Below are 17,594 nucleotides of genomic sequence, written 5' to 3'. Positions count from 1 at the left end.
TTCAATTAGTGCAAGGAGTAGGTCCGCAATAATAAAAAAACAGACCTACCCGATCAGGTAGCTTTTAAATAACAATAAAAGCTATACTTTAAAGGTGTGCTTATGGGATTAAGATTTTACCGAATGTAATAGGGGACAGTTTGCAGCTATTTCAACCACTATCTATTTTAGAGCAAAAATTTCGCATAGCCGAGCAGCGCGTTAAATTAACCGAGCGTAAAGATTTACTCGAACGCTTGTCCTCAAATCGGCATATGGCACTGACCACGATTATCAGTCCGGCAGGTTTTGGCAAGTCGACCTTAATGGCACAACATATAAAATCACTTAACCAAGCAGAAGAAAATAAAACCGTTTGGATTGCTTTGGATGCGTCCGACAATGAAGCGAATCAGTTTTTTAGTTTACTTTGTCATGCGCTGGTTTTTATTAATATTGCCGATAAAAGCTTATTGGCTCGCGCTAACAATAGCTCAGCTAAGGCTGATTTTGTTAGCTTCAGCCAAGAGATTTTAAATGTTATTCAAAAGAGTCAGCATCAGATTTATTTGTTGTTTGATGATTTTCATTTCATCTCTGACCCGATTATTGCGGCTTTTATCGACCGCCTGCTCTATTATTGCCCTAAACACTTACATTTAATTATTACCAGCCGAGTACTACCAAGTTTTGAGCTTAGCCCACTCTATGCGCAAGGGTTATTGTTTAACCTTAGTGCTGAAGAACTGAAATTTTCCTTAGCAGAAACTCAGCACTTATTAAGCGAGTTCGTCAGCGAAAAACAGTTAGCGCTATTGCATCGGCAAACAGAAGGTTGGCCGGTTGCGTTACAGCTTTTGCGTTTATGGTATCAGCAAAACCCCCATACAGATCCGACGCGAGTATTAACCAATAATATTGATACGCTTACCAGCTACATGAAAGAGCAAGTATTTGAAAAGTTTGATCTGGCTACGCAAAATTTTTTACTAAAAACCTCCTTTTTAGATCGTTTCGATATTGAGCTGGCTAATTACGTGTGTGAAATCGACAATGGCGCGACGATTATTGCCGGTATTAATGAGCAGCAATCACTTATTATTTCTTTAGATCAAGAGCATACCTCATTTCGTTATCACCATTTATTTTCCGACTTTCTGCAACAAACTTTTGTGATGACAGTAGGTGAAAGCCAATGTAATGAGCTACGCAGTAAAGCTGCGCTTTGGTTTGCTGAAAAAACACATTTAAATGAAGCGATCAGTCAGTGTGTAAGAGCAAAAAATATTCAGTTAGCGAAGCAGTTGCTCACCAAAGCGGGTGGTTGGCAAATGATTTTAACTAAAGGTATCGGCTATGTTGAATCTTTGCTGAGCCATTTCAGTAAAAAAGATATTACTGAGTCACCGACCTTGGGTTTGCTGCAATGTTATTTTTATCTAAAACTCGGCCAAGTGGTTGCCGCCGAAGAGCAATACCAAGTTGCTGAACTTATCCATCAAGATCTTATTGCCTCGGGCTATGAGTCTGACGCGAGTACTCGCGACTTTGTGGTGATGAGGTTTATCGTTAAAATTTATCTTGATCAAATTCTTGAAACCAATCAATTACAAGCAATTAATAATGCCATTAAGACCTTTGCCTTAAATGATCATTTAGGTCGAGGCACTTTACTGGCTTTTGAGGCGTTGCTTTATAACCAATATGCCCAGTTTGAACTCGCTGAGCAAACGGCTGTTAACTGTAGCCGAGAAATGCAACTTGCCAATTGCTGGGTGGGTGTGAATTACATTACTTTACATCACGGCCAAAGTAAGGCTTACCGAGGGCATTTAGAAAGCGCCTTGTCGCTATTTGATCATGCGAGAAAACTAGCTGAAGAGCATTTAGGTATGGATAGTGGCTTGCAATCAATGGCTATGTGTTTAACCGCCAATATTTATTATCAGATGGGGCAACTGGATAAAGCAAAAGCCTTACTAGAACACAGCATTATCGCGTTAGAATTACGAGATTGTTGGTATGATATTTATGCGGTGACCTTCAAACTGGCGATTAATTTGGCACTGGCAGATAACGACGAAGCCACTTGTTATGACTACCTTGCGCGTGGAGAAAAAACCGCCCGTAGTCGAAAGTTATGGCGACTAGAAATGTTATTGGATGTGCTGGCCCAGAAAGTTGCCTTTCATTTTAACCATAAGGATTTATTTGCCACTTTAAATAATAAAATTATCCGCGAAAAATACTGGTCGGAAGAACTGCATTTGTGGCAAGTCAAAGGTGAATACCATACGCTGCAGGCCATTTATTTTTTACAAAACAATGTCGCGAACAAAGCCATGTTTCATACAGAAAAATTATTGAAAATTTGTACTAATAGCAAGCAAATGATTGATATTGCAAAAGCAAAAATAATTCAGGCTATCGCGTATTCATCGTTGGACAGTAACCCGAAAGCATTCAATATTTTGCTGGATGTTTGTCAAGATTGCGCTAAATATAAAATAAAACAGGTTTTTTATGAAGTGCCGGCGAGCATAGAATATTTACTTATAAAATTTAAAAAACATAGTGGTCATTTACTAAGTAAACTTGCGTTAGATTTCATTAACGATGTCATCAATGGTTTTAAAAAAAACAGCCATTCAGATTTTGCTAAATTTGGGCTTTCACATAGAGAGCAACAACTTATTCCGCTACTTACGCAAGGAAAAAGCAACAAACAAATCAGTGCGAACTTAGGTATATCCGAGAATACGGTTAAATTTCATTTGAAAAACCTCTTTGCCAAGATCAATGTCAGTAATCGCAATAAAGCGAGCATTTTTTTCATCAGCAATGGCTACGATCTTTAGCCTTATTATTGAAATACGATCAGCGTTTTTGATCATTACAGGTATATTAGCCCGCAGGTTGAGACTGACTTACGCTTAATAACGAGTAGCAAGCTTATTGCTAACGTAAGCCAGCGAGTTGGTTTTGTCGAGCAGACATCATCAACACCCCAACGAGTATGCTCTAATCTTAGCCGCTATTTATTGTCCATACTTTCCAGCCAATAGATTAATGTCCGCACCAAAGCACCTGTTGCACCATCAGGACCTAGATCGCTCTCAGCAACCTGCCAAGCTGAGCCAGACATATCGAGATGGGCCCAAGCACAATCTTCAGAAAAGTGCTCAAGAAATGAAGCAGCAACCGATGCAGAGCCTGCTAGTACGCCGATATAATTAGGCGCTGGCATATTTTTCATATCGGCAATATGGGAGTCTAATGACGCCAAATAAGTTTTACCTTGCGGTAATCGCCACATCGGCTCATTCGCTTGCTCCGCTGCTTGCAAAAGGGCCGAGGCTAGTTGGTCATCGTTGCTAAACATACCAGTACAACCATCACCTAAAGCAGCAACGACAGTGGCGGTCAATGTCGCAACATCAAGCAAAAAATTAGGTCGATATGTGCGACATAAATAAGTATTTAAGTCAGCTAAAACCAGACGACCCTCAGCATCTGGAAAGGTCACTTCCACCGAGGTCTGGTTTTTCATCGCAATAACATCTCCTGAGCGATAAGCATTGCTACCGGGCATATTTTCTACGGCGCCAAAAGCAGCGACAATACCGATATCAAGCTTTAACATCGCAATCGCTTGCATCACGGCAATAATGGTTGCTGCGCCTGCCATGTCCATTTTCATCAAGCGTTGCTGACTTTCTGATTTAATGGTTAAGCCGCCGGCATCAAAAGTTACGCCTTTACCTGCAAGCGCAATTACCGGCTTTTTGTCACCGTGAATACCACGCCATTCCATCACACAAACCGCCGAGGTTTCGACACTGCCTTGCCCAACTGCTAGCGTGGCTGGAAAATCATCAGCCAGTGCTTGATCGCCACTAAAAATTTGCGTTTTCACCTGATATTGAGTTAAGGCTTCTGCCATTGAGCACAATGCCATAGGTGTCATGACCGAGGCGGGCTCAAGCACTAAGTTGCGAGTTAAAAATATCGCATCGGCGATCGCTTTTAAGCGCTTAAAGGTTAACTCGGCTGCTATTGGCTTTACGTCATTCGCCATTAAGCTAAGACGTTCAAGCTGAAATGACTTTACTGTACGATATTTTTCAAAACGATAGGATTTTAACAGTGCACCGAAAGCCACATGACTGAGTATGGCTTCAGGGCTGGCGGTAGTGTCTGTGTTATCGCTGAGGTAAAACGCTAATGAAGATAGTGACGGATTTTTTGCATGAGCACAGACTTTACCACCAATAACTTCCCATTGATTTAAAGTCATAGCCGCGGCGTTGCCTAGGCCAATCAATAGTATGTGGTCTGGGCCAACGCCCGCAGGACAAGCCAAATCTACTGTTTCGCCAAAAGCGCCGCTAAAGCGAGTTGTAGCGAGACTGCGCGCAATCGCACCAGTCATGATGCTATCAAGTTGCTTGCCAATAGCACAAAGTTGCTTAGACTCTGGCAGTGCTATTACCAACAAACCTTCAGTTGGCATGGTAAATAAACGAAAATCAATGTTCATAACTTTCAACCTTTAGTTACTAATCAAAGTGCCGCTATGGCGATAATTTCTATTTTCAAACGCGGATCATACAAAGCACATTCAGCCGTGGCTCTGACGGGGAGACTATCTGCGTCTAGCCATTGCTCATAAGCGTCATTAAAATCATCAAAATAGCTAAAATCACTTATCCAACATTGCAGTGATAACAATTTAGACTTGTCTGTGCCAGCGTTAGCCAAGGCCGCATCAATTGCGGCGAAGGTCTCTTGGCACTGACTAGTCATATCACCCTGATAATTTTCCGCAATCATACCTGATAAATACACAGTGTCGTTGTGTACCACACTTTGTGAATAATACTTACTGGGGTTATTTCGATTAATCATTTTTAGTTGTTCCTAGTGATAATAAATTGCCTAAAGCAGTGAGCATTAGCGAGCTTAGTGGGCCAATAAAAGTTGTTGATGAAACGTATACAAACATTAAATATCATTGTGCTTTAGTAGCAATCAACAGTATTTTATGTCACCACAACGTTAGTAAAAGCACAGGCTTACTACAAGCAATACCAAGGGTAGGGCAATGTAAATTAAAAAATAACCTACCCAGCAGAGTAGGTTAGATGGCGGTACGCAAGCTAGTCGTCACTCACTTCAACAGTGACCATGATGCTTAATTGACGATTGCAAGCGTGAACATATAGCGTGCTGTAAGTGGCTGTTATTTATAGCGCATTGACGTTTTAGCCTTCAAGTTTTCTTGGTCAACAGAGCAGTGTTGAGTGCGGCGACTACTCGGTACTTAGTGGCGCAGCGCAATGTTTATCGCCAAGCCGCAGCAAAATTCCGGCAATATTGCTGCTCGCCTCAAGTGTCGCTATTGCACCTAGCCATCATTAGTTGCGTATCTTTTTTGTTGTTAGCATAAATAACGACTAACCTATAGTAGGAACTGCTTTTTAAATACACAGAGGAGCTGATTATGTTACGTTGGGCGCTAGTCTTTTTAATTGTTGCCTTAATTGCGGCAATATTAGGCTTTAGTGGTATTGCCGGTGCTGCCGCTGGTATAGCTAAAATTATCTTTTTTATTTTCGTTGTGTTGTTGGTTGTTTCGTTAATTGCCAATGCATTGCGTGGAAAATCACCAAAACTATAGGGAAAAACACATGACATTTATGAAAAAACTATCAAGCGTACTAATAATCTCAACGGCCATGTTTGGCTTAAGCGCATGCAGCGATAAAGAGCCAGAAAGCACAGGGGAAAAAGTTGACAAAATGGTAGAAAAAGCCGGTGATAAAGTCGGTGTCATGAAAGAAGAAGCGAGCAACGCCCTTGAAGCTGCGGGTGAAAAAGTTGGCGAGATGAAAGAAGCCGCCGGCGAAAAACTCGGTGAAATGAAGGAATCTGCCGGCGATAAGCTTGGTGCAATGAAAGAGTCTGCCGCTGATAAGCTAGGGGAGTTCAAGGATACCGCCGGCGATAAATTAAGTGATATGAAAACCGATGCTGGTAATGCCATTGAAGATGCTTGTGAAAAAGCTAAAGCAAGCGCCGGTGCCAAGGATAAAGACTGTTAATTTATAGTCGCTTTTCATGAAAAAGGCCTGCCAAGGCCTTTTTTTATGGCTAGTTTTTAGATTTTTCGGTTATTGTTCTGCCTGCAATAGCTTTGCTGCTTGATTAAGGCTTGGTTTAAGTTGCTGAAATATAATTAGTATATTTTTTTAGTGCTGTTTTTTTATTTATTTTGGGAATAAACCCCCGGCGTCACCCGTTATCTCAGTGTCATTAACGTAAATAGACATCAGAGGAAGCAAACATGACTAAATTAAATAAAATTGCACAAGTATTAGTATTAAGTGGCATGAGTTGTTGGGGCGCGATTGCACACGCGAGCGACGTTGAAGTCAAACATAGCACGCAAGTTAATCAGCAAGCGAATGCGTCAGCACAAACAAACAATGCTGACAGCTCAGCATCAGCGCAAGCACAAGCTTCAACATCGGTGAATAGTAACTCACAACTTACTGCCAGCAAGAGTGACTCAACAAGCACGGAATCGGCTCCAGATGATGCAGAGCAAGCGACGTCAAAAACGGCACCAGCAATTGCCACTTCACAAACACTTGATAAAAATGTTCAACTTGTCAGTGCCTTAGCTAGTAACGCAACAACAGGTGCAAATGCTGCTTTGGCTATAACCGCAAACACCACCACAGCATTGGCGCAGACATCGCAGCTCGCGACGTCGGTTAACGAAACGACAAACGTCGCATTGACGACATTGCAAGCGCCGGCTGCATCGAGCAAAGATGTTGCAAGCGAGTCAACGTCGGCCGAAACAGATAATGCCCTTGATAACAACTCAAGCGCGCATACGATCGCCAGTAATAGTCAACAACTCAGTCAGCTTTCCGCCGGCGTTGGTGAGGATAGCAATATTAGCTCTGCGGCGAGCACGACTGTAGCAACAGCTCTGAGTCAAGTTACTCGTGTTGATTTACCCAGCTTAGCGCAAACCGATGCGGCAGCTGAGCCACAATCAAGCCTGCCGAGCACAGATGCTTTAGCAAACAATACCGTGGCAAACTTGGCCTTGAGCTCAACGTTAGAAAATAGTGCTGCACTCAGTACTCAAGTTGCGCAGCAGGTTACCAGCAATGCCACCAAGGCAGTGACATTAGATGCTGCGGCGCAAACCACACAAGCACTTGAACAAACGGTGACGGCCAATGTGAATCACGCAATCGCCTCAAGCGCTGAGATGGCAGTAACAAACAATGTTAATCAACAAGTTAATAGCTTAGTAAGCGAGCAAGTAAGCGCTGAACTAGCGGCGGCTACTGCTGCTGAAGTTGCTAGCACATTAGCAAATGATTTAGCCGTTGGCTTGTAATATTGCGCAGCTAAATGCGCCAGTTGAACTGGCGCTTTTTATATTTTTGAGGTGATTAACATGAAGTATATTATGGCAAGTGTCGGGGCTTTATTTTCTATGCCGTTACTGGCGGCAGTTACCACAACAGCGCCCGTTACATTTAATGGTGAAGTTTCCATCGGTGTGATAAGTAACTCAGCTTTGAGTATTGATGAGTTAGATGAAGTGAGCTCACAAGCCGATAGTGGTATTGAAAAAAACGCGGCAGTAGCCGGCGTATGGCAGGTTAACGAGCAAGCGAAAATTTCAACATCGTACCGCTTTCAAGCACAAGACTATAACGAATTTGATGCCTTTGACCTTTCGTTGCATCAGGTAAGTGTTGATGCGAGCTATAAATGGCAGCAAAAAGCGCTTGGGCTGCGCTATGATGGCGCAAAAGCAATATTAGCCGGCGAGCGCTTTTTAACTTTTCAACAAGCCAGTATGTATTTAGGAACTTATTTACAACCGAGCACGTTTTTGCGCACAAGTGCTAAAGTTAAACGTAAACAATTTGCACATGTAACCGACCGTGATGCTGATGCTTATGGGGCTAATGCTTCGTTATTTCACTTTATTAACGACGGTAAGACTATGTTTATGTTGGCGGTTAGTGCTGATAAAGAAAACGCTGTCGATCCACAGTTTAGTCATTATAGCTACGGCGTAAATACCAAGTTTTCGCAAAAGTTTACCGCCTTGGGTTTCGCGCAAACTGCAGCGCTAGCTTGGCGTTTTCAGTCGAAAGACTTTCAGTCGGTAAGTCATGAGCAACTGTCAAATCAGCAGATGTCGAGTCGTGATGAGCATCAACATGTTTTTCAAGCACAATGGCAGTTAGCATTTAATCGCTACTTAGCATTGGAAAGCCAACTTGAATATGGCGACTACCGTTCACAACTGGATAGCCAAACCTACAGTCAAACCAAGTCCTCTCTAGCTATTAAAGCAAAATTCTAGCGCCGTAATATCGCGCCAATACCATAAATGGGGTCCTTACCTTGCGGTCCAAGATCAATGGCTAATTGATTTAAGGCCGCTTTAAGGGCTTTTTTATTGTCTCCATGTGTCGCTTTTAAACAAGCGATAGTAGCCGTAACCACAGGAGCCGCGATTGACGTCCCAGATTCTCGTCCTAACTCACCACCACTTTGGGCGGTAGCAACATTGACCCCTAATGCTGCGTAATCAATATAATCGCCGCGATTAGACCAGCGATAAGGCTTCTGCTGTTGATCTATTGCGCTCACGGCAATGACACCTTGATATGCCGCAGGATACATAGCCGGCGCCGCCGGACCTTCATTACCGGCGGCGGCAATAACCCAAGCGCCTTTGGCAATAGCAGCATTTAATACCCGCTGTAATATGTCATTTTCAGGGCCCGTTAAACTCATGTTGATCACTTTTATGTTTTGCTCTAACAGCCAGTTAAGCCCAGAAATAATGGCTGATAAGGTTGCCCCTTGGGCATAGTCTGACTGTTGATAAAACACCTGCGCAGCATAAACTTTAGCTGCAGGCAATAAGGGGGTCAGGTGTTGGCTGTTGCCAACGAGTAAGCTAGCGATAACGGTGCCGTGGTGTAGTGATGCAGTTAAGGTGTTAGGTAAGAATGATTTTTTGGTTATGTCGGCGTGGCTAAGTGCGGCATGCTCAGTATCGACAGCACTGTCGACTATGCCCACTGTTACTGGTGACTGGCAAATATGGGCTTGGCTTGTAGTGCTTAATGGTGCATTAAAGTGCGGACTATCTTGTGGTGCATTAGCCTGGCTTTGTGCTTGATAAATATGGTTTCTTGCTAAACTTTGCATGGCTTGTGTTGATAAAAGCTTGCTTAAAGCAGATTTTGAGTCTAATGCGGTTGGCACCTGAAACCGTAATAAGGCAAGCCCTAAGCCTGTATAATGAGACTCACTCAGTATTTGAGCGCCATGACTTATTAAGCGCTTTTTGCTGTCATCGTCTGCTAATAATAGCCATTGCCCTTGTACCGCACGCCAGCCTTGTTCAACTTCGACATCTAACCATAGCGCTTGCCCAGCACTGTTGGTTATCGCTAATGATTTCGGTAGTGCAGTTAGGGGTTCAGTGCTAACACTGTTTACATCAGGTAATGTGCTAAGTGCAAAAGGTGGTAGTGCTATTGGCCGAGTATGGGTGGGGATAATATTGCTTGTGCTTTCTGTAATCGCATTGATTTGTCCTAGCATCTTGCCTGTGGTTAGTTGCTGGGCGGGTATTAATGTACTGACGGAGCAAAGTAATACCGTCGTTAACGCTAATAATTTCATGTTAACCTAAAGCCTAAAATATAAGTATGTGGTTTATAAAACGTTTCAAGTGAAAATAAATTTCCTTTTTTATGGAATAAATTTTTTTTACAAACGTCTTCTTTAGTAAGAGGAGTAAAAAACATGAATCAGACCATTGAAAATATACTACCAATGCTTAGACGCTTTGCCTACTCGTTAACGGGAAATAGCGCTGACGCCGATGACTTAGTGCAAACCAGCCTAGAAAAAATGTTAACAAAACCTGTGCCGACTGGCGTAGAGGTTACGAAATGGGCGTTTAAGGTGTGCCGAAATGTCTGGATTGATGAGTATCGCGCACAAAAAGTGAGGCAAAATGCTACGCGTAAACCTGAGTTACAAGAGCAGCAAAGTATTGATGAGTCGTCAAATTTTGAACAAAAAGAGCTGTTGTTACAGGTCAATCAAGCCATGAGTCAGTTACCAGACGAACAACGGGCTATTCTCGCCTTAGTGGCAGTACAAGGGATGTCTTATAAAGACGTGGCAAGATCGATGGAAATTCCATTAGGGACGGTGATGAGTCGATTATCAAGGGCACGAAGTACACTATTAACCTTGATCAAGCCTCAGCAAATAGGAGCAGAATTATGAACATCAGTGATGAAATGTTAAGCGGGTTTATCGATGCTGAGCTGAGTGAAGAAGACATGGAAATAGTGCGCCTTGCGCTAGAAACAGATGATGAGTTAGTGATGCGCTTAGCCGACTTAGCCCAAGCAGATCAATGGGTTGCAGAACATGCTGCAGTCATAGATCAGACGCCAATACCAACGCAACTAGTGCACTTAGCTCAAGCGGTTGATCGTCAAGTAGCCAGTGCTCAAGTTACTGAGCCGACAAGCAGCGCAAATAATGTGGTGCGTTTATCACACTGGCGAAATGTCACTAAGCACCTACAAAAACACGTCGCGCTAGCTGCGGGGATAGCCATGGTATTTGGTGTTGGCACCGTAACTTTAATGCAATCACAGCAACCAAGCTTACTGAGTGCTGGTGTGATACAAGCTTTAGAGCAAACCCCCAGTGGCACAACTTCAAGCACAGCAACAGGCGTGAGTATCGTGGCGAATTTAAGTTTTACCGATCATGGCGGTCATTATTGCCGACAGTTTCAACACCAGAATGAGCAATCTGCCAGTATTAATATTGCCTGTAAAGAAGGTGAGCAATGGCAATTGAAGGCGTCAAAAGCTATTGCTTTACCTGATAACAACGCATATCGCACCGCGTCGCATAACGGCCAACTTGATGATGTTATCGATACTCTGATCAGCGGTGAGGTCATGGATAGAACACAAGAACAGCATGCCATTAATAATAATTGGCAAAACACGCAACACAATCAAGGGGAATAATCATGAGAAACTTTACAACCATCATATTAATAGCGTTTTTACTAACGGCATGTGCATCTAAGCCTGCGTATCGCCCAGCAGCTAATGGCTCTGTTGGCTATAGTGAGCAAAAAATTACTGAAGACAGGTTTCGAGTACAGTTTAAAAGTATTTCAACGAGTGTTGCTGATGCGGCTGATTATGCCTTATTAAGATCTGCAGAACTGACTCAGCAACAAGGCTATGACTGGTTTGTTGTTACGAGCAAAGAAACCTTTGTCGAGTCAAAAAAAGTTGAACCTGCCTCGGCTATTGGCTTGTCGCACCAACAACGTATAGAGCGTCATTGTGGTTTGTTAAGCTGTGAAACACACCGCCGGCCAGCCAATGAGATTGGTGTTACCTTGACGAGCGGCAGTAACCGTAAAGAAGTACACAGTATTTTAGAAATTCGTCTCGGCAAAGGGATGAAGCCAAATGAGTCGAGCTATAGTGCGCTTGATGTGATTGAACACTTATCTCAAAAGCTGAATGCTCAGGCTAAGTAACGGCTTTTGGGTCGCCAATAGTACCATAACAGCAGCTGTAAAAGCCTTTAGTCGTTTTTGATTAAAGGCTTTTTTAGTGCTTAAGCTAAGCCATAGCGTGAAAATAAACTACTATTTTATAAAGCAGCAGTATTTGTTAGGCGAGCCGTTAAATACGATAGCGTTAGGAAAAAAAATGAATAACAAATTGGCGCCATTAATCGAAAAAACCCAAGCGAGTTTTTGGTTTATTCCAAGTTTAATGATGATATTTTCGCTGTTTCTGGCGGCGGTTAGTATTTATATTGATGTCATGCAACCGCTAGACGTCAAAAGCGTTTTTTCTATTTTATATCAAACAGATGTCAGCGCAGTCCGCTCTTTATTAGCGACTATTGCTGCGGCGATGATCACAGTTACCAGTATCGCGTTTTCTATTACAATTGTGACATTAACGCTAGCTTCTTCACAATTTGGTCCACGTTTAATGCGCAACTTTATGATGGACAAAGCCACGCAATTTGTTTTAGGAAGCTTTATTGCGACATTTGTATTTTGTATTTTGTTGTTCTGCGCTTTGAGCTTTCAAGCGCCATTTGCTTTTAAACCTGGCATTTCGGTTGCGCTTGCCATCGCCCTGACCTGTTTCAGTATTTGGATTTTAATTTTTTTTATTCATCATGTCGCAACTTCAATTCAGGCTGATGTGGTGATTGATGGTGTATTTTGTGAGCTACAAAAGCATATTACTGCCTTGTTTCCTAAAACATCAGGCGAGGCAAAGAGCCACGCTGAGCAATTTTCAGCACAGCAAAAGCAAGACTTGACGCAACATCAGGTCCTTGCTCCCGTCAGTGGCTATCTGCAACTGATAGATCAAAAATGTTTACTTGAGTTGGCGACAGAGTCAAAGTGTATTATTGAGTTGCACTATTTAGCGGGTAACTTTATCGTGGAAAATGCCGTTGTTGCTACTGTTTATGCCAAGCATGATATGCAGCAAACGCTAGCAGAGGATATTACTCAACATATTGTCTTAGGTGCTTTTAGAACACCGGTACAAGATCCTGAGTTTGCCGTACATCAATTGGTTGAAATTGCCTTGCGTGCGCTATCGCCCGGCATTAACGACCCCTACACTGCCATCACCTGCATTGATAAACTAACCGCTGTATTATGCACTTTAACCGACAAAGATTTTCCGCCAACTCATATTTTTGTTGAGCAGCAGTTACGCGTCATTAATAAAAGACTGGCGTTTAGCAGCATTGCAACCGCAGCGTTTGATCAAATCAGGCAACAAGGTCAAGGAAATTTAGCCGTGACTATTAGAATGTTAGATTGCTTATACGCACTGGCAACACAAGCAAAGTCATCAGAACAAGTTAATTTTGTTAATACGCAAACCGAGATGATCCAGCAGCAACAACTTGAGCAGTCGATCAGCGAGTGTGATCGTGAGCAGTTAGTCAGACGCATTAAGCGTATTAGCCATTACACGCAGTCGCGCTAGCTTGTTGCCAAGCGAAGTAACCACAGGCTACTTGCGGTGAATGAGTAAAACTGAACAGGCCAGCATGCAAAGGATACTGGCCCAATTATTAGGTTTGTTTAAACGTTAATATCAATTATTAACCGCATCTTGGATCGCTTGACCGGCTTTTTCTAGATCTTTGCCAGCGCCTTCCACGGTCGCACAAGCGCCTAAGGTAGCAGATAACAATATTAGGATAAAAAGCGACTTTAACTGTGCGTAGTAGCGTTTAGCATTCATTTTTAGTTCCTTGTATAGCGTAAAAATAACATATTAAAGTGTCAGCAGCGGCAAGTATTATAGCAGTAGCCTAGCAGCGCAAAAACCCATAATCGCTTTTATATTACCGTGCTAGTTAACCAAAATGTTTAATGACTTAGGCAGTATTTCTATGCTTAATTTGCTGGCAGAAAACACCTCACCATCAATAACATAGTCAAGTTTATGAGCAGCGCTTATTTGTACTTTTTTTGCGTTTGTATGCTCGCTTTGTAGTGGTTTTGCCTGCGGTGTTAAACCTGATAAGGCTAATTCAGCCAAGCTGAGCATATTACTGCTTATATTTTTTTGCGGTGGCAACCAAGTAATATCAAGTAAGCCATCTTTAATATTGGGCTCGCCACCACCTTGGGCTAATACCGTGGTAAATGGCGCGGCATTGGCAATAACGAGGCTTGTGGTGTCAATGGTTTTACTTGCTTGGTCATCAAACTGAACTTGTAAGCGTAATACTTCATTGCGATTCATTGCTTGCCATAACGCTTGTAAGTAGGCGAATTGGCCACCATCATCTTTTTCGGCACGATTGGCACGGCTGATCATTTCATTTTCAAAGCCTAAACCCGCTAATAACAATAGCAAGTTGCCATTGCACTTTGCACTGTCAACTTTTGTTGTTTTGCCAGCAATAATAGCATCACATGCTACGCCAACTGGGATCAGCTTAGTATGAAAGCCAAACAATACATGTGCCAGTGCATTGGCAGTGCCCATGGGTAATATACCCATAGTGATATCGGTTTGTACGATTTCATTGGCCACTTCGGTTAGCGTACCATCACCACCACAGGCAATAATGGTTTTGGCACCCTCTGCAATCGCTTGTTGGGTTAATGTTTGTGCTGAGGTTTGTGCACTGGTTTCTAAAATACGCAATACAAAATGTGTCGATAAACGTTGCAAAACTTCCGCTTTATTCGCCGGCCACTTGCCACCACCTGACACGGGATTAGCAATTAACCAAATACTGGGCGTTAGCGTTAATGTACCCGCTTGATGAAAACCGCTTAATGCCGATAATTGTGTTTTATTGAGGCCTGCAGTTGCTCGAATACCTTGAATTTTTTCTAGCGCTTGGGCCACGGTTAGCGACTTATCTTTGCTTAATAAGTATGCCGCCATAACCAACACTGAGCGACCACGGCCTAACGCACAATGCACCACCACAGCGTTGGAGTTTAGTAATTGGTTTTCTATCCAGTGTATGGCTTGTGTAAGCTGTTTAGCGGCAGGACTTTTATGATCTAATACTGGTAAATTAAGGTAATTAAGTTGTTGGCTTTCAGCACTCCAGTCTAGACCATCAAATTCCGCCGTTACATCTAATATTGCTGTGATACCCTCGGCTTCTAAGTTGGCAATATCGGAAGGAAATAATCGACAAGCCAGAAAGAGCTTGTCATCAATTTTTTGCAAGGCCGGCACCTTGTCGTGCTTTCTCGCCCATGCATTGTATAACTGGGTACCAAGTAAAAAAGGAATAAACAGCCAACGAATGTAGACGGGAATACTACCGTTTTGTTTTTTTCTGAAAATCCAAGGTAAATCAAAAATATAAGCTAAACTGACTAAGGCTAGCGAAAACCCTAACCAAGCAAAAATGAGTTGCGAAAATAGGGTGTTACTTAATAGCACGCCAGCAAATGCGAGAATCGCACCGATAAGATAGTACTTCACCATAAACATTAATCACCCCCCTACCGCTATTATTTAGTGGCTTGTTAATGACTATATAAATTTAAGCTGCAAACCTAAGCCAATACGTTGCTGTTGGCGATTATAGTCAATAAGCGAGTCACCATAGCCGGTAAAATATTGCAGTAAAACATCGTATCGCTTATTGATCGGGTAAGACAAGTTTAGCTCTATGCTACCTTTGTTATCGCTTGTTTTTAGATTGTTTCTCAGTAGCGCCATAATATTAAACTTACCCAATTTTGTACCATAACCAAACTCGACATGGCCTAAGAAATGAGTGATATCAGGGTTGTCATCACCAGCAGAGTCAAACGGGTCACTTTTCTCATCTTCTTTGATGCGATACCAGGCCTTAATATGATAAAACGAATGTTTATCGCTAAATATTGCTGAGGCGTAAATACGGTTCCAACTGCGCGAACGCAAGCCACTTTGACCATTGGATTGATGACTAAAGCCGAAACGGGTTTGATTAAACTTAAAGCCAGCAAATGTTAAATCATTATGCCAAGCATAAAATAGCTCAGGCTCGTAATTAGTTTCTCTAAAAGGTTTAGAAACTTCACTATTATAAACTTGCCAAAACGATACCGCGGTAAAGCCAAAATATAAGCCAGAAGCGTTTAACTTGGGTTGGTAAATAGGCAGCTTAACGCTAATTTGATATTTTGCCTCAAGGTGATCAACATTTTCGGTATTTAATCCCACGGCATTAATCGTGTTTGGGTCACTGACATAACTAAAGGGTAATAAGTAATTTAACCTATGTTGTGACAATGCAAATGGGTTGGTTACCGCTTGCGCCACAGACTCAACCCGCTCATCTAGTATTGATGTTGATACGCGTGATGTCGGTTTTGTTTCCGTATTGTTCTGTTGTGCATGTAGATTAAAGCTTAATAATAAAGCCGCTATTAGCAGTAATAATTGATGAAAACGTGTGCTTAAAATGTTGTGCGCAGCGTTAGCTAAACATAGTGCTTTTAAATCCATTTTAATTCTCTAGATATATTGAGTCGAGTGGCGGGGTTAAGGTCTAAAAGCCACTTGCCAGTTGGTAGCCATACTAGTGGACTCTTTTTAAAATAACAAATCGTGCTCGCCATTGTCTATGACGTGATTAGTAATAACAAAGGTTTCATAGTGGCGAACGAGTATCAGATTTATCTTTGTAATTAATAAAGCGGGTAAAGTCGATAGTTTGGGTTTAGGTCCAGATAATCACACCAAGTTTTAAAGTGTTGGTAGTTAAAGCGGCTATCAGTACTGGTGATCCAATCAGAAGTTGATTTTGCTCGCAATTGAAATTTCTTTTGATAGCCATCAATAGCGACAAAACAAGCCAGTGCGGTTAAGGTTTCATTTTTAATTTTTACCTGCGTAAAGCCTTGCTTAGACTCACCAAATATTAAGGTAAATTTGGGTAATGCCGTCGATGCGGGACTAAAAAGGAGGAAAAAAATATAAAAAGCAGACTTGATTTTCATAACTTAACCTATTGTTTTAAAGGTACTTAAATATTGTTGCTGGCAAAAATTATGATGCTAAATCGTAAAATCTTGCGATATTTTGTCAGTATACCATTGAAAGCCATGGCGAGTGTCTCCATAACTGTTATTAACAATAAAAAAGTGTCTAAAAACGACAATGATTAAAGACGCAGTAAACAAGAGAAATTATTAATGGCTAACATCACTCCAATTAGAAAAGAAAAGCACCAAAACATCAAAGTAGCGGCACAACGTGACTTATCGCACGTTGCCAATCAGCATATAGCCCCAATCACAGCGCCAGAATACTCACAAGCGGCTACTAGCTACCCCGTTATTATTGTAAAAGACCAAGGTTCAGAGCGCTACCGCAGTGTGGTTATGTTAGGTTTAGAGGCGGGTGAAAACCTTTATCACAAAGAAGGTTCGTGGAATGCAGTGTATATTCCACAAAGCATTTCAATGGCACCATTTTCATTGGGTGTTGATCCAGATAAAGAAAAAACCTTAACAGCCTGCATTGATTTAGACAGCAAGTTTGTTGGTGAAGATAAAGAACATGCCTTGTTTGACGAAGAAGGTAACGACACTGAGTTTAGTAAAAATGTTCAAGACTCTTTAGGGCGGTTATATGACAATGAAGTGATGAATGAAAAGTTCATTAAAGAGTTAGTCGACAATGACTTACTCTTAGAGCTTGAGTTACATATTAACTTAGCGTCAGGTGAAACCAAAAAGCTGATCGGCTTATACGGTATCGATGAGAAAAAAGTACAAGCGTTAAGCGATGAGCAAGTGCTTGATTTTCATAAGCGCGGCTTATTTATCCCGATCCACGCTATGTTAGGTTCGGCAGGACAAATTAATCGCTTAGCGCAATTACGAAACTTAAGCGAGTCAACCGCGAAAGTGAACGCGATTCGCTTTTCTCCGGTGACAGTTGACGAAGAAAAATAATCGTTAAATAAGCTGATTGTTAATAAAA

Annotated in this window: 17 protein-coding genes; 10 read left to right on the top strand and 7 right to left on the bottom strand. The window is 42.0% G+C overall.

What is annotated here, in order from left to right; translation table 11 throughout:
* Positions 1-140 precede the first annotated feature (140 nt).
* On the top strand, positions 141-2,837 hold the full coding sequence (locus tag B6K83_RS12020; RefSeq protein ID WP_085285172.1) for a LuxR C-terminal-related transcriptional regulator: 2,697 nt from the start codon (positions 141-143) through the stop codon (positions 2,835-2,837).
* Between the two features lie 176 nt (positions 2,838-3,013).
* Here B6K83_RS12020 and B6K83_RS12015 read toward each other — a convergent pair whose 3' ends face one another.
* The gene (locus tag B6K83_RS12015) at positions 3,014-4,519 is read right to left on the bottom strand and encodes a leucyl aminopeptidase family protein (protein ID WP_085285171.1); all 1,506 of its coding nucleotides are present in this window, start codon (positions 4,517-4,519) and stop codon (positions 3,014-3,016) included.
* Between the two features lie 23 nt (positions 4,520-4,542).
* Positions 4,543-4,887: a RidA family protein gene (locus B6K83_RS12010; RefSeq protein WP_085285170.1), complete on the bottom strand. Its 345-nt coding sequence runs from the start codon at positions 4,885-4,887 to the stop codon at positions 4,543-4,545.
* Positions 4,888-5,482: 595 nt separating this feature from the next.
* Here B6K83_RS12010 and B6K83_RS12005 point away from each other — a divergent pair.
* From B6K83_RS12005 to B6K83_RS11990, 4 genes are all read left to right on the top strand, one after another.
* Positions 5,483-5,659: a DUF1328 domain-containing protein gene (locus B6K83_RS12005; RefSeq protein ID WP_085285169.1), complete on the top strand. Its 177-nt coding sequence runs from the start codon at positions 5,483-5,485 to the stop codon at positions 5,657-5,659.
* A gap of 10 nt (positions 5,660-5,669) precedes the next feature.
* Positions 5,670-6,083, top strand: a complete 414-nt coding sequence (locus tag B6K83_RS18680; RefSeq protein WP_158088352.1) for a hypothetical protein — start codon at positions 5,670-5,672, stop codon at positions 6,081-6,083.
* Positions 6,084-6,325: 242 nt separating this feature from the next.
* Positions 6,326-7,402 (top strand): hypothetical protein, encoded by a 1,077-nt coding sequence (locus B6K83_RS11995; protein ID WP_085285167.1) that lies wholly within the window; start codon positions 6,326-6,328, stop codon positions 7,400-7,402.
* Between the two features lie 60 nt (positions 7,403-7,462).
* A complete protein-coding gene (locus B6K83_RS11990) occupies positions 7,463-8,386 on the top strand; it encodes a hypothetical protein (RefSeq protein WP_085285166.1) in 924 nt (307 codons plus the stop codon).
* On the opposite strand, the gene B6K83_RS11985 is transcribed toward B6K83_RS11990, so the two are convergent.
* Entirely contained in the window at positions 8,383-9,723 is a 1,341-nt protein-coding gene (locus tag B6K83_RS11985) for a S8 family serine peptidase (protein ID WP_085285165.1), read from the bottom strand. The genes B6K83_RS11990 and B6K83_RS11985 overlap by 4 nt on opposite strands.
* 123 nt (positions 9,724-9,846) lie before the next feature.
* Between B6K83_RS11985 and B6K83_RS11980 the strand changes: the two genes are divergently transcribed.
* The 4 genes from B6K83_RS11980 (at position 9,847) to B6K83_RS11965 (ending at position 13,121) form a co-directional block, all read left to right on the top strand.
* Positions 9,847-10,338, top strand: coding sequence for an RNA polymerase sigma factor (locus B6K83_RS11980; RefSeq protein ID WP_085285164.1), 492 nt, complete (start codon positions 9,847-9,849; stop codon positions 10,336-10,338).
* Positions 10,335-11,102 (top strand): anti-sigma factor family protein, encoded by a 768-nt coding sequence (locus tag B6K83_RS11975; protein WP_085285163.1) that lies wholly within the window; start codon positions 10,335-10,337, stop codon positions 11,100-11,102. The genes B6K83_RS11980 and B6K83_RS11975 overlap by 4 nt, the downstream gene beginning before the upstream one ends.
* Before the next feature lie 2 nt (positions 11,103-11,104).
* Complete coding sequence (locus B6K83_RS11970; RefSeq protein ID WP_085285162.1) at positions 11,105-11,629, top strand: CC0125/CC1285 family lipoprotein; 525 nt, start codon at positions 11,105-11,107, stop codon at positions 11,627-11,629.
* 175 nt (positions 11,630-11,804) lie between these two features.
* Positions 11,805-13,121: a DUF2254 domain-containing protein gene (locus B6K83_RS11965; RefSeq protein WP_139175562.1), complete on the top strand. Its 1,317-nt coding sequence runs from the start codon at positions 11,805-11,807 to the stop codon at positions 13,119-13,121.
* Positions 13,122-13,232: 111 nt separating this feature from the next.
* Here the strand turns inward: B6K83_RS11965 and B6K83_RS11960 are convergent, their stop codons facing one another.
* The 4 genes from B6K83_RS11960 to B6K83_RS11945 all read right to left on the bottom strand — a co-directional run bounded on the left by B6K83_RS11960 (position 13,233) and on the right by B6K83_RS11945 (position 16,606).
* Entirely contained in the window at positions 13,233-13,382 is a 150-nt protein-coding gene (locus B6K83_RS11960; protein ID WP_085285160.1) for an entericidin A/B family lipoprotein, read from the bottom strand.
* A gap of 111 nt (positions 13,383-13,493) precedes the next feature.
* A complete protein-coding gene (locus B6K83_RS11955; RefSeq protein ID WP_085285159.1) occupies positions 13,494-15,107 on the bottom strand; it encodes a diacylglycerol kinase family protein in 1,614 nt (537 codons plus the stop codon).
* Between the two features lie 42 nt (positions 15,108-15,149).
* The gene (locus tag B6K83_RS11950) at positions 15,150-16,112 is read right to left on the bottom strand and encodes a phospholipase A (protein WP_085285158.1); all 963 of its coding nucleotides are present in this window, start codon (positions 16,110-16,112) and stop codon (positions 15,150-15,152) included.
* A 182-nt stretch (positions 16,113-16,294) separates the two neighbouring features.
* Positions 16,295-16,606: a hypothetical protein gene (locus tag B6K83_RS11945; RefSeq protein WP_085285157.1), complete on the bottom strand. Its 312-nt coding sequence runs from the start codon at positions 16,604-16,606 to the stop codon at positions 16,295-16,297.
* Positions 16,607-16,801: 195 nt separating this feature from the next.
* Between B6K83_RS11945 and B6K83_RS11940 the strand changes: the two genes are divergently transcribed.
* Positions 16,802-17,566, top strand: a complete 765-nt coding sequence (locus B6K83_RS11940) for a SapC family protein (RefSeq protein ID WP_085285156.1) — start codon at positions 16,802-16,804, stop codon at positions 17,564-17,566.
* Positions 17,567-17,594: the final 28 nt, after the last annotated feature.

It is taken from the genome of Colwellia chukchiensis (assembly GCF_002104455.1).
Lineage (GTDB): Bacteria > Pseudomonadota > Gammaproteobacteria > Enterobacterales > Alteromonadaceae > Cognaticolwellia > Cognaticolwellia chukchiensis.
The sequence above is the reverse complement of the archived record's forward strand: the minus strand, read 5'-3'. Positions and strand labels throughout refer to the sequence as shown.

Excerpts from the sequence above, each read along its gene's own strand:
- B6K83_RS12015 (WP_085285171.1), bottom strand. The coding sequence starts at position 4,519 with ATGAACATTGATTTTCGTTTATTTACCATGCCAACTGAAGGTTTGTTG.
- B6K83_RS12010 (WP_085285170.1), bottom strand. The coding sequence starts at position 4,887 with ATGATTAATCGAAATAACCCCAGTAAGTATTATTCACAAAGTGTGGTA.
- B6K83_RS12005 (WP_085285169.1), top strand. The coding sequence starts at position 5,483 with ATGTTACGTTGGGCGCTAGTCTTTTTAATTGTTGCCTTAATTGCGGCA.
- B6K83_RS18680 (WP_158088352.1), top strand. The coding sequence starts at position 5,670 with ATGACATTTATGAAAAAACTATCAAGCGTACTAATAATCTCAACGGCC.
- B6K83_RS11995 (WP_085285167.1), top strand. The coding sequence starts at position 6,326 with ATGACTAAATTAAATAAAATTGCACAAGTATTAGTATTAAGTGGCATG.
- B6K83_RS11990 (WP_085285166.1), top strand. The coding sequence starts at position 7,463 with ATGAAGTATATTATGGCAAGTGTCGGGGCTTTATTTTCTATGCCGTTA.
- B6K83_RS11985 (WP_085285165.1), bottom strand. The coding sequence starts at position 9,723 with ATGAAATTATTAGCGTTAACGACGGTATTACTTTGCTCCGTCAGTACA.
- B6K83_RS11980 (WP_085285164.1), top strand. The coding sequence starts at position 9,847 with ATGAATCAGACCATTGAAAATATACTACCAATGCTTAGACGCTTTGCC.
- B6K83_RS11975 (WP_085285163.1), top strand. The coding sequence starts at position 10,335 with ATGAACATCAGTGATGAAATGTTAAGCGGGTTTATCGATGCTGAGCTG.
- B6K83_RS11970 (WP_085285162.1), top strand. The coding sequence starts at position 11,105 with ATGAGAAACTTTACAACCATCATATTAATAGCGTTTTTACTAACGGCA.
- B6K83_RS11965 (WP_139175562.1), top strand. The coding sequence starts at position 11,805 with ATGAATAACAAATTGGCGCCATTAATCGAAAAAACCCAAGCGAGTTTT.
- B6K83_RS11960 (WP_085285160.1), bottom strand. The coding sequence starts at position 13,382 with ATGAATGCTAAACGCTACTACGCACAGTTAAAGTCGCTTTTTATCCTA.
- B6K83_RS11955 (WP_085285159.1), bottom strand. The coding sequence starts at position 15,107 with ATGTTTATGGTGAAGTACTATCTTATCGGTGCGATTCTCGCATTTGCT.
- B6K83_RS11950 (WP_085285158.1), bottom strand. The coding sequence starts at position 16,112 with ATGGATTTAAAAGCACTATGTTTAGCTAACGCTGCGCACAACATTTTA.
- B6K83_RS11945 (WP_085285157.1), bottom strand. The coding sequence starts at position 16,606 with ATGAAAATCAAGTCTGCTTTTTATATTTTTTTCCTCCTTTTTAGTCCC.
- B6K83_RS11940 (WP_085285156.1), top strand. The coding sequence starts at position 16,802 with ATGGCTAACATCACTCCAATTAGAAAAGAAAAGCACCAAAACATCAAA.